Origin of the sequence: Pseudomonas sp. (assembly GCF_049653025.1) — a bacterium.
GTDB lineage: Bacteria > Pseudomonadota > Gammaproteobacteria > Pseudomonadales > Pseudomonadaceae > Aquipseudomonas.
Map to the genome: position 1 here is coordinate 1 of NZ_JBASFM010000006.1, position 13,947 is coordinate 13,947.

The window sequence follows — 13,947 nt, forward strand, 5'->3', positions numbered from 1 at the left end:
CCTCATTCTCCGTCAAGTGATTTCGAAAATTTCTTTTCAATCTCAACCACTTGCGCCTCCGACCAACCTCTAGCTTCTCGTCAGCGGGAGGCGAATTCTACAGCGTTTCAAACCGCTGTCAACCGCCTCTTTTACCGCTTTCGATCACCTCGACCGAAGCACCAACAGGATCAAACCACCACCCTGTCAGCCCGGCGCATTTTACGCAGCTTTCGCTGCTTTGCAAGCCCTCTTTTAAATCTAACTTCTTGTTTTATAAGAAGTTTCAAGAGCCGCTTACGCCGGAAGAGGCGCGAATTATAGGGCCGAAACAAACCACGTCAAGACTTATCTGGCCGCTTACTCAGCTTTTAAGCTAATCCGCGCCTACCTCTATATAGAAGGAAGTGCCTCGTACTGAGCAAACGCGACAAAGGTCAGGCCATATCGCTGCGTTCAAACTCGTGCGCAAGAAAGTCGAGCAAGGTTCGCACCGAGGGCAACAAGCCACGGCGTGACGGAAAGACTGCATGCACCAAACCAGTCTTGGGTGCCCACTCGGGCAGCACATTGATCAGGTTACCCTGCTGCAAATCCGCACGTACCACGACTGACGGCAGGTGTACCACACCCACGCCCGCCAGTGCCGCCTGGCGCAGCGCAATCAAGTCATCGGTAACCATGCGCGGCTTGTGGCGCACGTTGGCGCTGGCCATATCGGGCCCGTCAAGCTGCCAGCTGTAATCGCGCAAGGGTGAACCCCAGTGCAGGCTCGGTAAATCGACAAGGTCCGCAGGAACCACCGATTGCGGCAGGCGCGCAGCCAGGGTCGGGCTGGCCACCAGGCATTGAGTGCTGTTGCCCAGTACCTTCATCACCAGATCGCTGCTTTCCAACGGAGGAAAGCGCACGCGCAAGGCGATGTCGATGCCTTCTTGAATCAGATCGACCTGGCGGTTGCTGCTCTCAATGTGCAGCTCCACCAGAGGATACTTGAGCATAAAGCGGGTGAGCATCGAGCCCACCCAAAAATTCAGCAATGCTGTCGGGCAGCTAAGGTGGACGACACCTTGCGGTTCCGAGCGGTTGCGCTCGATCACTTCGGCTGCGCCCTCGGCTTCCACCATCATCGCTACGCAATGGCGGTAATACGCCTGGCCGATTTCGGTTACCGAAAAGTGCCGTGTCGAGCGCTGGATCAGGCGCACACCCAAACGCTCCTCGAGATTGGCAATGCGCCGACTGAGCTTGGATTTAGGCATATCCAGGGCGCGTCCAGCCGGGGCGAAACCCGCGTGCTCGACCACCTGGGCGAAGTAATAAAGGTCGTTAAGGTCTTCCATCAGTGTTCTCCTAATAGAACTCTGAGGTTAATTTAACCGCTCTACCGCAGTCGGTGTTGCAGTTCTATCGTGTTCTCCATGGATTCAAGGAGCCACGACATGAAAAACATCATCGGTATCTACAGCAGTCCACGCCCCCACTGGGTTGGTGACGGCTTTCCGGTTCGCTCGCTGTTTTCCTATGACAGCCTGGGCAAACACATCAGTCCCTTCCTGTTACTGGACTATGCAGGCCCGCATCACTTCACCGCGACAACACAACGACGCGGCGTGGGCCAGCACCCGCACCGCGGTTTCGAAACGGTGACCATCGTCTACCAGGGCGAGCTGGAGCACCGCGACTCCACTGGCAGTGGCGGCCTTATCGGCCCCGGCGATGTGCAATGGATGACCGCCGCCTCGGGCATCCTGCATGAGGAGTTTCACTCTGCGGAGTTCGCCCGCAGCGGCGGCACCCTGGAGATGGTGCAGTTGTGGGTAAACCTGCCGTCACGCGACAAGCTGGCCGCGCCGGGCTATCAGACCCTGTTGGCTAGCGACATCCCCACCCTGCCCTTGCCCGATCAAGCCGGTCAGTTGCGCCTGATCGCCGGTGAGTATGCCGGTCACAAAGGCCCGGCACAGACCTTCACGCCCATGGATGTCTGGGACATGCGGCTGGCGGCCGACAAGCCGTTTGCCCTGCGCTTGCATGAGGGTCGCAGCACGGCACTGGTGGTGTTGCACGGCACGCTGCGGGTCAATGGCAGCGAGTCGGTAGGCGAAGGTCAATTGGCATTGCTCGAGCGCAGCGGCGACGAAGTGTTGCTGGAGGCAAACGGCGACGCGTTGCTACTGCTGCTCAGCGGCGAGCCTGTCGATGAGCCCGTGGTTGGCTACGGACCCTTCGTGATGAACAGCGAAGCCGAGATTCAGCAGGCGATTCGCGATTTGCAGGCCGGTGAGTTCGGCCGCATGCACGACTGACGGTCACACGCCGGACATAGGCGCTGCCTAGTCTGGTACGTCACCGCTAACGGTTTTCCCCCACGCGAGCCTTGACCAACACAAGGCTCGCGTAATCAGAAGCAAGGAGAAGCACCATGGCTACGCCCTACAAACGTCTCGACAAGAACAATGCAGCCGTACTGCTGGTCGATCACCAGGCCGGCCTGCTGTCGCTGGTCCGCGACCAGGACCCGGACAAATTCAAGAACAATGTGCTGGCGCTGGCCGACCTGGCCAAGTACTTCAAACTGCCGACCATCCTCACCACCAGCTTCGAGACCGGCCCCAACGGCCCTCTGGTGCCGGAACTGAAGGCCCTGTTCCCGGATGCGCCGTACATTGCCCGCCCCGGTCAGATCAACGCCTGGGATAACGAAGACTTCGTCAAAGCAGTGAAAGCCACCGGAAAGAAGCAATTGATCATTGCCGGCGTGGTCACCGAAGTCTGCGTGGCGTTCCCGGCGCTCTCGGCCCTTGAAGAAGACTTCGAAGTGTTTGTGGTCACCGATGCGTCTGGCACCTTTAATGAAATCACCCGTGACTCCGCCTGGAACCGCATGTCGGTGGCGGGCGCGCAGCTGATGACCTGGTTCGGTCTGGCCTGCGAGCTGCACCGCGACTGGCGCAACGATATCGAAGGCCTAGGCACGCTGTTCTCCAACCACATTCCGGACTATCGCAACCTGATCACCAGCTACAGCACCCTCACCGCAGGCAAGTAAGTCCGCCGCGGTAGCTGCGCGCAATGGCGCAGCCACCGCGCGGTATGTCCATAATCAACCCGCACCGTACGCCTAAGCCCACACCACCAATCCGCAGTTTGTCCGAGGAAGCCCGCCATGCCCCATGAAACCAGCCTGTTGCAGGCCGCGGTGGTATTTCTGCTGGCCGCCGTGGTCGCGGTGCCGCTGGCCAAGCGCCTGCAGCTGGGAGCGGTGCTGGGTTATCTGGCGGCCGGCGTGCTGATCGGCCCGTCGCTGCTGGGGCTGATCGATGACCCGCAGAGCGTCAGCCATATTTCCGAACTCGGTGTGGTGCTGCTGCTCTTTATCATCGGCCTGGAGTTGTCGCCACGGCGGCTCTGGGTCATGCGTAAATCGGTGTTTGGTGCCGGCCTCGCCCAGGTGCTGCTGACTGGCCTGCTGATCGCCGGCGTAGCCTTCTGGGGTTTCCAGCAAGCGCTGAATACGTCCTTGGTACTCGGCCTGGGTCTGGCCTTGTCATCCACCGCTTTCGGTTTGCAATTGCTCGCCGAACGCAAGGAGTTGACCAGCCCGCACGGCCGCCAGGCGTTCGCCATCCTGCTGTTTCAGGACATCGCGGCGATCCCGTTGATAGCAGTGATTCCCCTGCTCGGTGCCGCCACCGCCGCCAGTGCGGGCGGCATCGAACCCTTGCTCAAGGTGCTGGGCAGCATCGGCCTGGTCATAGTCGGCGGGCGCTACCTGCTGCGCCCGGTCTTTCGCTTCGTGGCCAAAACCCAGCTGCAGGAGGTCTCGACTGCCACCGCGTTGCTGGTGGTGATCGGTACGGCCTGGCTGATGGAGTTGGCGGGTATTTCCATGGCGCTGGGAGCCTTTCTCGCCGGGATGCTGCTGGCGGATTCGGAGTACCGCCATGAACTGGAATCGCAGATCGAGCCGTTCAAAGGCCTGCTGCTGGGCCTGTTCTTTATCAGCGTGGGCATGAGTGCCGACATCGGCCTGCTGCTACGCGAACCGCTGTTGATTCTGGGCTTCACGGCCCTGCTGATTACCCTGAAACTGCCGCTGCTGTGGATAGTCGGCCGACTGATCGGCGGCCTGGGGCGGCGCAGCGCACTGCGCCTCGGCGTGGTGCTGGCCGCCGGTGGCGAATTTGCCTTCGTGGTGTTCAAGATGGCCCACGAACAGGGCCTGTTCGAGGCGCGTTTGCATGACCAACTGGTTCTGGTCATCACCCTGTCGATGGCGCTCACACCTTTGCTGGTTCTGGCGCTGATGCGCTTGAGTAAACCCCAGGTAGTGCCGCAGGTGGTCCCCGAGGAGTACCAGAACATCGACAGCGACGCACCACGCGTGGTCATCTCCGGCATGGGCCGTATGGGGCAGATCATCACCCGGGTATTGCGCGCCCAACGGGTGCCCTTTGTCGCGCTGGACACCGCCGTCGAGGCCATCGAATTTTCCCGCAGCCTGGGCAGCATACCGATTTTCTATGGCGACCCGTTGCGCCCGGAAATCCTCCGTGCGGCCAAGGTCGACCAGGCCGAGTTCTTTATCATCGCCACCGACGACCCGCAGACCAACCTGCAGACGGCCGAACTGGTGCGTAGGCTCTACCCACATATCAAGATCATCGCGCGGGCGCGCAATCGCCAGCACGTGCACCGCCTGCTCGACCTAGGCGTGGTGCCGATCCGCGAAACCTTCCACTCCAGCCTGGAAATGAGCCGGCAGGCACTGCTCGGCCTGGGCCTCAGCGAAGAACAGGCAGGGGCCAGAATCCGCCGTTTTCAACGCCACGATGAAGCGGTGCTGGGGGCTCAGCATCAGGTGTACAACGACCTCAGCGCCGTGATCCAGACCGCACGCGAGGCACGGGCAGAACTGGAGACGCTGTTCGATAGCGACCCGATCGAGGACAAGGGCATCACCTGACACCTGGACTACCCCCGCTCAAGTAGACATCCCCGAACTATGCACTGGCTATCTCATGTTCTAATTGCAGATCAGCACATAAAAAACCGGACATGTTGGGGCGAAAACGAAGCCATGGGTTTTAAACCGACACAAGCTGGGTCAGGACATCGACTTACGCATTAACACGCGTGTTACCCGACGCTCCTGCACCTCCGTGAGCGTCAAGTTCCAGCCCTCGAAAGCGAGTTGCTCTCCTTTGGTGGGAAGTCGGTCTAGCAAGCTGATAACCAGCCCGGCCAGGGTCCGGTAGTCATCTGTAGGCCTGGCGTGGAAGCCAATGCGCTCCTGCAACAGATTCAGGCTAAGGGCCGCGCTAACCAAAAAGCCGTCACCTTCCTCGACTACATCAGCCCCTTGGATTTCGCTTGCGTCAGGCAGCTCGCCTGCAATCGACTCCAGGATATCGGTCATGGTCACGATACCGATGAAACCACCAAACTCGTCAACCACCGAGGCGATGTGTGTCGACTCGGCGCGCATCAATTCCAGCGCGTTCAACACGGAGCAGCTTTCCACTAGGTTGACGCTCGCCCGCACCATACTTTCCAGGTGCGGACGGTTGCCGCTGAGCAGCTCTTTGCATAGCTCTTTCTTTTGGACGTAGCCCAGCGGTTCGTCGATTTGGCCATCACGGATCACCACAAGCCGCGAATGGGCAGAGTTGATCAAGGCATGCTGAATATCCTCGTCGCTTTTGGCCAGGTCGATATGGTCAATATCCGAGCGTACAGTCATCACCGTTCTGACCGGGCGTTCGGCCAATTGCAGGACACCGCTGATCATTACCCGCTCTCTTCGAGCGAACACGGCATCGGCGCCCTGCTCCCCCAGCATGTCGGCAACCTCTTCGCCGACCTCATCCGGCCCCACGTAGCGCCCCCCGAGCAGGCGCAGCACGGCGTGTGCTTTGCGTTCACGCAGGCTGTGCCGTCCTTGAAGATGCTTCTTCCTGCCCCTACGGGCGATCTGGTTGAACACTTCGATCAGAATCGAGAAGCCAATGGCGGCGTACAGGTAGCCTTTGGGTATCTCAAAGCCCAAGCCGTCGGCCGTTAGGCTAAAACCGATCATCATCAAGAAACCCAGGCAAAGCATGATGACGGTGGGGTGGGCATTGACGAACGCCGTCAGCGGCTTGCTGGCCAGAATCATCAGGCCGATTGAGATGATCACCGCGATCATCATCACTTCCAAATGCTCCACCATCCCGACAGCGGTGATGACCGCATCCAGCGAGAACACGGCATCCAGCACCACGATCTGCGCCACGATGGGCCAGAACAGGGCATACGTCGTACTACCTCGCTGTTGAATGACCTGCCCTTCGAGGCGCTCATGCAACTCCATGGTGGCCTTGAACAGCAGGAAGATACCGCCGAACAGCATGATCAGGTCACGTCCGGAGAAGCTCTTGCCAAACACCTCAAGTAGCGGCTCGGTCAGGGTGATCAGCCAAGACAGGCTGGCGAGCAGGCCCAGGCGCATGATCAACGCCAGAGAAAGGCCGATTACACGGGCACGATCTCGCTGATGGGGAGGCAGTTTGTCCGCCAGAATGGCAATAAACACCAGATTGTCGATGCCCAGAACGATCTCCAGAACGATCAGGGTCAACAAACCTAGCCAGGCTGTCGGGTCAGCAATCCACTCCATAGGGACGTTACTCAGCTCTCAAGTGATCAGGGTGTGATACGGGAAATAAACTGTGGTTTGGCCAACCTGCAGGTTGGCGGATAGAGCCGCCCATCCTTAGTGCCTGCGCGCTACGGCTTAAGTGAACAGCATTGCGGCTCGCTGGAGCGTTGTCCTGGGCGGCTAAGGCTGAGCCCGCAAACATCGGCGGGCCTGCACCCTACCCCTCAGTTCTCTGCCAGCTCGCTCAGGATTTGATGCGCCAAGCGAATACGGGGCTCGATGGGATAGCTCTTGTTGGCCAGCAGCACAATACCAAGCTTCTTCTCGGGCACGAAGGCCACATAGGCAGAAAAACCACCGGTTGAACCCGTCTTGTTGACCCACACCGCTTGCTGAGGTGCCAGGGGCGGGTTCAAGGGTGTGACAGCGTTGCTTTCGTAGATCATCTTGTTAGCGTTACCGTCCAACAGCGTATTCAGCTGCACCGGGTAGGCGTACTGCTCCCAGATCAGATCCTGAGTCATTGCACCGTGCGTGAAGTAACCCACGCGGGTATCCATAAGCGCGCGATTGATTTTTTCCTCTACCGGCGTGATGCCCAGATTTTCTTCGACAAAGCGAATCAGGTCGCTGGAGCTGGTTTTCACGCCATAAGCTTCGGCTGCCAGCACACCCGGGTTCACTCTGACCGGAACATCCTGTTTGTTATAGCCCTGAGCGTAGAGCGGCAGCTTGTTCGCTGGCACTGTGATAAAGCTGTTGAACATCCCAAGCATGGGAAACAGTCGATGTTCCAGCGCCTCTTCATACGGCAGGTTCATGCTCTTGGCGGCAATCATGCCGAGCATCCCGATACTGGGGTTGGCATAGCTCCTGTAGGTATCGGGGGCATACTTGGGCTGCCAGCCTTTGAAGTAGTCCATCAGCTGTGCGCGGTTCTGTACCTCGTCAGGAAGCTGCAAGGGAAAGCCTCCAGCCGTATGCGTAGCCAGGTTGATAAGCGTCACCTGGTCGAAAGCCCCCCCGCGCAGCTGAGGCAAATGCTGGCTTGGGCTGTCTGTGAGTGAGAGCTGACCACTGGCCTGCGCGTAAGTCGCCAGCGTAGCGGTGAAGGTTTTACTGATCGAGCCGATTTCAAACAGCGTATCGCTGGTGACCGCCTGCTGCGTCTCCTTGGAGGCCACACCATAGTTGTAGAACCGCGGCTTGCCATCAACGGTCAGCGCAATGGCCAAGCCGGGGATGTTGTACTGCTGCATGACCTGCTGAGCGGCCTCCTGCAAGCGACTATCGATAGGCGAGCGCTCGGCATTCGCCATGGCAAGGTTGCCGAAAGAAGCGCTAGAGGCCAGCAATAACAAGGTTGCGTAACGTTTGTGGATAAGGCGCATTCGAGTCATCCTTAGGTGTCTTGATTGGGGCATAAGCCTAGTTGCGTGATAGTCAGTCATCGCGGGCAAGCCCGCGATGCTTTTAACGGTTACGCAAACCTTCCAGCAGCTTGGGTGTCGGGTAGCCGTCCGCCGGCCAGCCGAACGACTGCTGAGCCGCGCGGATCGCCTTGCGGGTGTTGGTGCCGATGATGCCGTCGGCGTTGCCCGCGTCGTAGTTGTGGCTGCTCAACAGGGTCTGCAACTCCATTCGCTCGGAACGGTTCAGCGGTAGGTCATCCTTGGGCCATTCGCTGGTGATCTGGCCTGCGCCGGTAAAACGCTCCGACAGCAAATTCGCAGCCAATGCGTAGGACGACGAATTATTGTACTTGAAGGCTGCCCGGAAGTTGTCGAGGATCAGAAACCCTGGGCCGCGATAACCCGCCGGCAGCAGTAGCGCGGCTGACAGTTGCTCGGAACCTGGCGGCACGCTCGCGCCATTGGGCAGTTTGACCCCCAGTTGTATCCATTCGGCGACGCTTTTGCGAATCTCGCCATCGGCCAGCGAGTAATTGAAGGTGTTCGGCAGTTGGACTTCAAAGCCCCACGGCTGACCTTTCTGCCAGCCAGAGACTTGCAGGTAGTGGGCGATGGAAGCCAACGCATCGATCGGACTGCCCCAGATGTCGCGGCGACCGTCGCCATCGAAGTCCACTGCGAGGGTGTTGTAGGTGGTCGGGATGAATTGGGTCTGGCCCATTGCACCGGCCCAGGAACCGAGCATCTTCTCGGGTGTGATATCACCTTGCTGCAGGATTTGCAGCGCCGCCAGCAATTGCGCGTGGGCAAAGCCCCGGCGTCGACCCTCATAGGCCAATGTCGCCAGTGAGCGGATCACCGATTGATTGCCTTGGAAACTGCCGAAGTTGCTTTCCATGCCCCAGAACGCCACGAGTGCCCGGCGGTCGACGCCATAACGCTGTTCGATGGCGGTCAAGGTATCGGCGTATTGGTTGAGCAGCATCTGCCCCCTGCGAACGCGCAGTGCAGATAGTGCTCCGTCGAGGTATTCCCACACCGGGCGGGAGAACTCCGGCTGGCTGCGGTCGGCGCGTATCACGCTCATGTCCGGGGTGATACCGGCAAAAGTGCGGTCAAACAGGCTCGGATTGACGCCAGCGGCGAGGGCCTCCTTACGGAAATCTGCCTTCCACTGCTCGAAGTTCTGGGTCGACTGGATGCCAAGATTGCCACCGCTCGGCACCACAGGCGCAGCGATGGCCAGGGTGGTCGTTACAGGGACTGCCTGAAACGGTTGGGCGTCAGCGGCGGTTGGTTTTCCCGCGAAGGCGACAAGCAGAATGAGGCTTGAGGCAGCCAGCAGTTGGTGCTGGTGCCAACGACGGAAAATACCAAAGGGCTTGCACAGATCAAGAAAGCACGAGTCGGGTTTCGACCACAGCATATAAAGTGGGGCCTTAGCTTTAAGCAGCCAGCTAGTTGATTTGATTTAGGGACGCTCTGGGACGTTATCTGCTTCGCGCAGTCGCTATAGGCGACATCCCTCAAGCAGATGAGCCGCCCTACTCGGCACGCTATTTCAGAACATCCTTCTGAGACCATTTGAGCATCGCAGCCGTACGCTCGACATAAGACATGTCTCAAAAGTCCGGCTCCGAGCAGGCCGACCGCAGCACCAGACACATCTCCGCCCTAGTCGACGAGCGGAACGAAGCAATCAGCAGATGCAGAGATCGAACAGGATCTTAAGCGTAAGCACGATGCGACCGGAGTCCGTATCTACCAGTGAAAGTCAGAAGATTCTGGCAAAATGTTCGCTTTGGATAATCTCTCAATGCGTAGGCCCTAAATAGCCGCTTCCGGCCGTTAGCGGCATATCGCGACTGGCTGTGATCGGCCGATTCTGTTGAAAAAGTCCCGTCGCGATTTTTGCTCATGAAAGAGCGTGAGCGACGTTGAAATCTGTTTCGCTCAGACGGCAGAGCTGTATTGGTTTTCACGTAGCAACGCCAAAATCGAGCGATTCTTGAGCTGCCGAAAAGCAACTCTCTCAGAAACCGACTTTTTCAACAGAATCGGCCAAATGCGGACGCTGACCAGCGTTTTGTTAAGGGGCGGGGTTTAGTCGGTCCAAGTGTGCGAAACGAACGACTTGAGCGATTTTTTATAGCTCGACCTCACATGCACTCCAGAAGAAATTTATTAGGATGTGGCCATACTTCTTCTTCAGGCTTATCAAATTGTAAAAACTCTATTAAATCACGACCCTCAAGAACAAATGCGACGGTTACCCCTTCACGAGGGCTCGTTGGCTTTAGAACAATCTCCCTACCTTTTATTGCTTTTTGCAGGTCGTCAACTACGTAACCTATGTGGGGTTGCGTCTTAATTATCTCAGGAAGTTGGCTGTCTTTATCAAATTCCATCCACTCCATAGCATATGGAGAATCAAAATATCCTGTAGCGTGCATTTTTAAGTCAGAATTGTAAGTGTCTGCTGGAAGTTTTTCAGCAGTAGGGATTCCTACGTGGTGAAATGTAAGTTTCTGACAGCTTGACTCATTCATTTTTCAGATTCCGTTTATTGATACTACTTAAATTTATGGTCTGCACGAAGGGCTATAACGATTAAGCTAAGGGGCCGGCTTCGCCGGCCTAAATCGCCCCATGCTTTCTAGATACACTCCAGGCTATCCGCGCAAATGAGTTAGGCTCTGAATTTACTCGCGGCGTGCGGCTATAACATCGATTTCAACAAGAAAAGCACTATTCGGCAGGCCGGCTATTTGCAGAAGAGTCCGTGCGGGGAGATTGGGCTGTTTGGGGGTACCAAAAAATTGCGCATAACCCGCCATAAAACCGCTTGTATCCATTTTGTTGCCCTGTGCAGGGTCACCCATTAGAAACACCTGCATTTTCACTACATCACCAAGTGTCAGCCCAAGATCGACCAACGATTTTTCTATCGCTTTTAGCACCGCAATTGTTTGCCCTTTGGTATCGCCACCATAAGCAAGGGGACTGTCGTGAGGTTGAGTAGCATCTTGCAGAGGGGGCAATTTACCTGACAGATAAACAAGAGAAGCCGACGCAGGAACTTCAACAGCAGCGGCAACGGGAACACTTGAGTTGGCAGCAGAATAGCGAACAACGTCACCCTTGGCTGCCTGAGCCCCATCCAAGACAAATATAGTCGACAGAACCAGCAAGATTTTGCGGAGAGTAAACATATAAAAATACCTACTTATGCCTGAAGGAGCCCAGGCAATGCGCAGGACTCCACGATCAGAAACTCCTAGCAGCGCAGAGATTAATTGGAGGGCAAGGCTCCAACCGCTCTCAACACTTCGTGGCCAATTGCCTGGCGTTTGTATGTATCAGCCATACGATTAGGTGTATCAATATTTACAGCAAAGAACACCGGACCTGCAGGCAGCTCGACCCAGCCAACCCACCAACCAACCTGCTGACCTAGGCCAGTTTTGGAGCGCATAATCCAATCTAAACCGGCACCAGTAACCATGATGTCCTTGGTAAGAAGCTGATGCTCCACCTTAAACGGAAGTTCATTTCGATATAGTTTCTGAAGGAACTCCACCTGCTCGACAGCTGACACTTCAAGACCACCGTTAACCCAGTAGTCACGAACCTTTACGCTGGCACTTTGATTGCCGTATTTGATTTTTTGCAAGTATTCGATGGCTTTACGCTCACCAATTTCTTTGGCGAAACCGCGATAAGCCCACAGCGCAGAATAGCGCATGGCCGAGCGCAGAGTCTGATCCTGGTTGTGCGTGGGGATTTCATTAATTACCCCATCCCACTTGAACGTTTGAAATTCATCTTTAACCACGCCAGCGTCCAGAGCGAACAAGCTATGAGGGATTTTAAAAGTCGAGGCTGGTGTATAACGCACGGTTGAACGCGCCTTGTTATACACATATGTCTTGCTGCTGGCTCCGCGATAGTCTTTGACGACAATTGTTCCGTCAGTGTCGTACTTATCGAAAATACTCTTCCAGCCTGCTACTTCCCGTTCACTGCCGCTAACATTTGCCAACGGCGCACTGACAATCTTATCTCGCGGAGTACTGATAACATCGGCCAGTGCAGTGCTTGAACAAATAGCAAAACAGGCAGCCAGCCATGAAATACGCAGCTTACTCATTAAGGCATCCACCTAATTTATTTAATTTAGGGAAGTTATGGGGAGATATCTGCTTCGTGGAGTCGCTAGCGACAACCTGCGGACAAATGAGCTGCCCTACTCGGCACGCTCGTTCAGAACAACCTCCTACAACCATTTGAGCATCACAGTCGTACACTCGACATAGGACATGTCTCAAAAAATCAGCTCCGGGCAGATCGGCCGCATTGTCAGTCTGTTGCAGACGTTGGCCTGGCCAAAAACACCGCGCAACTGGTAATGCTATTCGCGCTGTCAAATCTGTGGATGGCGCGCCGACATTTACTGACGCATGCAGGAGAGATGCGCCCGTAATATGAGCAATAGCCGCCGCGAGGTGCTCGTGGCGTCTAACAACACAAAACTAAGCGGGTGATCTGATCATTTTTGGTCGATTTTCAGCTTTCAAAATCGGCGGAAGCTAAAGTTGTCCGGAAATACAGGGCTATTCCAGACTGTCCCTAACTGACCGCGGCAATGGCGGCCAACTTAACAAATCAATCGCCCCAACCAAACTCGAACACCAGGGCTACCCTCGCAATCAAGCACCAAATAATGCGTAATTAATGGCCCTGAGTTAGTTCGGTACGGACCTGCATAGATTTGCAGATCCTAGCTCAGGTGGTCTCTATTCAACTATTACCGCTGCAATTCAGCCTTAGTAGCGTAAGTAGAGGGGTCGCCAGAGTCGGTCGGCTTTGCAAATGCAACCTTTAGTTGTGAGCTGATTGGTACGTTCAAATTAATACCATTTGGCGGCGTTGGTTTTTTGAACCATTTTTCATAGATTTCATTGATCTGTCCCGATTTATACAAATCACTCAATGCTGTGTCGACAACCTCTTTGAAGACGGGATCATTTTTAGGCTGAATAATTGCATACGGCTCAATTGATAGGGCTTCAGAACTGAGCATATAATCATTAGGATTCTTAGAGTGTGCGGCCAACGACAGCATAACAATGTCATTCATCACAAATGCCTCGGCACGTCCGTCTTCGACCATTTTGAAAGATTCAGCATGGTCTGAAGCCGTTAGAACTTTAATACCTAAGTTTCGCTCGCGATTGAGGGCAGTGATTTCCCTCAATCCACCGGTGCCAGTAGTGGCAACAACTGTCTTACCTTTCATGTCGTTTAATGAGTTAATGCTCGAGTGTTTCTTGCTAAGCAATCGGGTCGCAGCCACATACATAGTGGGCGCAAAGGAAACAATTTTTTGGCGTTCAAGATTATTAGCAGCAGTGTCGCAAGACAAATCAACTACCCCATCAGCGACCAACGAGATTCTATTGCTCGTTGTTACGGGGTGCATTTTAACCTCTAATTTGTTCATGCCGAGTTCTTCCTGAATAGCATCTATAGCTTTCAAGCACAAGTCGACTGAATAGCCCTGATAAGATTGTTTCTCGTCAAGATATGAGAACGGAAAGAAAGCCTCACGCACGCCTATAGTTATAGCGCCGGTGTCTTTGATCTTTTTCATTGTGCCAGTTAGATTTTCTGCTTGCACAGTGCCAACCATAAGACCCATAAAAATCGAAGTAATAGCAAATTTAGACAACATATCTTATAACTCCTACAACAGTTATATTATTGAGATTTTAATTTGACGGAGCAGTCGTTTTTTAGTCAACCACATTACATCGACAACAGTTACTTCGCGAAAACTCAGGCAGCAATGAAATACGCAGCTTACTCATTAAGGCATCCACCTAATTGACTTAATTTAGGGAGCCCTGG

Annotated in this window: 11 protein-coding genes and 1 pseudogene; 4 read left to right on the forward strand and 8 right to left on the reverse strand. The window is 55.4% G+C overall.

Annotation, left to right across the window (positions count from 1 at the left end; genetic code table 11):
* Positions 1 to 416: 416 nt before the first annotated feature.
* On the reverse strand, positions 417 to 1,325 hold the full coding sequence (locus WBK23_RS02970; RefSeq protein WP_424483277.1) for a LysR family transcriptional regulator: 909 nt from the start codon (positions 1,323 to 1,325) through the stop codon (positions 417 to 419).
* Between the two features lie 96 nt (positions 1,326 to 1,421).
* Between WBK23_RS02970 and WBK23_RS02975 the strand changes: the two genes are divergently transcribed.
* The 3 genes from WBK23_RS02975 (at position 1,422) to WBK23_RS02985 (ending at position 4,948) form a co-directional block, all read left to right on the forward strand.
* On the forward strand, positions 1,422 to 2,288 hold the full coding sequence (locus tag WBK23_RS02975; protein ID WP_424482503.1) for a pirin family protein: 867 nt from the start codon (positions 1,422 to 1,424) through the stop codon (positions 2,286 to 2,288).
* A 116-nt stretch (positions 2,289 to 2,404) separates the two neighbouring features.
* Complete coding sequence (ycaC, locus tag WBK23_RS02980; RefSeq protein ID WP_424482504.1) at positions 2,405 to 3,031, forward strand: isochorismate family cysteine hydrolase YcaC; 627 nt, start codon at positions 2,405 to 2,407, stop codon at positions 3,029 to 3,031.
* A 117-nt stretch (positions 3,032 to 3,148) separates the two neighbouring features.
* Positions 3,149 to 4,948: a monovalent cation:proton antiporter-2 (CPA2) family protein gene (locus tag WBK23_RS02985; protein WP_424482505.1), complete on the forward strand. Its 1,800-nt coding sequence runs from the start codon at positions 3,149 to 3,151 to the stop codon at positions 4,946 to 4,948.
* A 141-nt stretch (positions 4,949 to 5,089) separates the two neighbouring features.
* Here WBK23_RS02985 and WBK23_RS02990 read toward each other — a convergent pair whose 3' ends face one another.
* From WBK23_RS02990 to blaOXA, 6 genes are all read right to left on the reverse strand, one after another.
* On the reverse strand, positions 5,090 to 6,643 hold the full coding sequence (locus WBK23_RS02990) for a TerC family protein (RefSeq protein WP_424482506.1): 1,554 nt from the start codon (positions 6,641 to 6,643) through the stop codon (positions 5,090 to 5,092).
* A 206-nt stretch (positions 6,644 to 6,849) separates the two neighbouring features.
* Complete coding sequence (gene ampC / locus WBK23_RS02995; protein ID WP_424482507.1) at positions 6,850 to 8,025, reverse strand: class C beta-lactamase; 1,176 nt, start codon at positions 8,023 to 8,025, stop codon at positions 6,850 to 6,852.
* Positions 8,026 to 8,098: 73 nt separating this feature from the next.
* Complete coding sequence (locus WBK23_RS03000; RefSeq protein ID WP_424482508.1) at positions 8,099 to 9,463, reverse strand: lytic murein transglycosylase; 1,365 nt, start codon at positions 9,461 to 9,463, stop codon at positions 8,099 to 8,101.
* A 733-nt stretch (positions 9,464 to 10,196) separates the two neighbouring features.
* Positions 10,197 to 10,586, reverse strand: a complete 390-nt coding sequence (locus WBK23_RS03005) for a hypothetical protein (protein WP_424482509.1) — start codon at positions 10,584 to 10,586, stop codon at positions 10,197 to 10,199.
* A gap of 153 nt (positions 10,587 to 10,739) precedes the next feature.
* Positions 10,740 to 11,249, reverse strand: a complete 510-nt coding sequence (locus tag WBK23_RS03010; protein WP_424482510.1) for a RidA family protein — start codon at positions 11,247 to 11,249, stop codon at positions 10,740 to 10,742.
* Between the two features lie 80 nt (positions 11,250 to 11,329).
* Complete coding sequence (gene blaOXA / locus WBK23_RS03015; RefSeq protein ID WP_424482511.1) at positions 11,330 to 12,187, reverse strand: class D beta-lactamase; 858 nt, start codon at positions 12,185 to 12,187, stop codon at positions 11,330 to 11,332.
* A 228-nt stretch (positions 12,188 to 12,415) separates the two neighbouring features.
* On the opposite strand from blaOXA, the pseudogene WBK23_RS03020 reads away from it, so the two are divergent.
* Positions 12,416 to 12,520 (forward strand): annotated as a pseudogene (locus tag WBK23_RS03020) (IS5/IS1182 family transposase); the annotation flags it as partial.
* A gap of 324 nt (positions 12,521 to 12,844) precedes the next feature.
* Here WBK23_RS03020 and WBK23_RS03025 read toward each other — a convergent pair.
* Entirely contained in the window at positions 12,845 to 13,771 is a 927-nt protein-coding gene (locus WBK23_RS03025) for an amino acid ABC transporter substrate-binding protein (protein ID WP_424482512.1), read from the reverse strand.
* Positions 13,772 to 13,947: the final 176 nt, after the last annotated feature.

Bases quoted from the DNA above. Each gene is read 5' to 3' on its own strand.
- WBK23_RS02975 (WP_424482503.1), top strand. From the start codon at position 1,422: ATGAAAAACATCATCGGTATCTACAGCAGTCCACGCCCCCACTGGGTT.
- ycaC (WP_424482504.1), top strand. From the start codon at position 2,405: ATGGCTACGCCCTACAAACGTCTCGACAAGAACAATGCAGCCGTACTG.
- WBK23_RS02985 (WP_424482505.1), top strand. From the start codon at position 3,149: ATGCCCCATGAAACCAGCCTGTTGCAGGCCGCGGTGGTATTTCTGCTG.
- WBK23_RS02990 (WP_424482506.1), bottom strand. From the start codon at position 6,643: ATGGAGTGGATTGCTGACCCGACAGCCTGGCTAGGTTTGTTGACCCTG.
- ampC (WP_424482507.1), bottom strand. From the start codon at position 8,025: ATGACTCGAATGCGCCTTATCCACAAACGTTACGCAACCTTGTTATTG.
- WBK23_RS03000 (WP_424482508.1), bottom strand. From the start codon at position 9,463: ATGCTGTGGTCGAAACCCGACTCGTGCTTTCTTGATCTGTGCAAGCCC.
- WBK23_RS03005 (WP_424482509.1), bottom strand. From the start codon at position 10,586: ATGAATGAGTCAAGCTGTCAGAAACTTACATTTCACCACGTAGGAATC.
- WBK23_RS03010 (WP_424482510.1), bottom strand. From the start codon at position 11,249: ATGTTTACTCTCCGCAAAATCTTGCTGGTTCTGTCGACTATATTTGTC.
- blaOXA (WP_424482511.1), bottom strand. From the start codon at position 12,187: ATGAGTAAGCTGCGTATTTCATGGCTGGCTGCCTGTTTTGCTATTTGT.
- WBK23_RS03025 (WP_424482512.1), bottom strand. From the start codon at position 13,771: ATGTTGTCTAAATTTGCTATTACTTCGATTTTTATGGGTCTTATGGTT.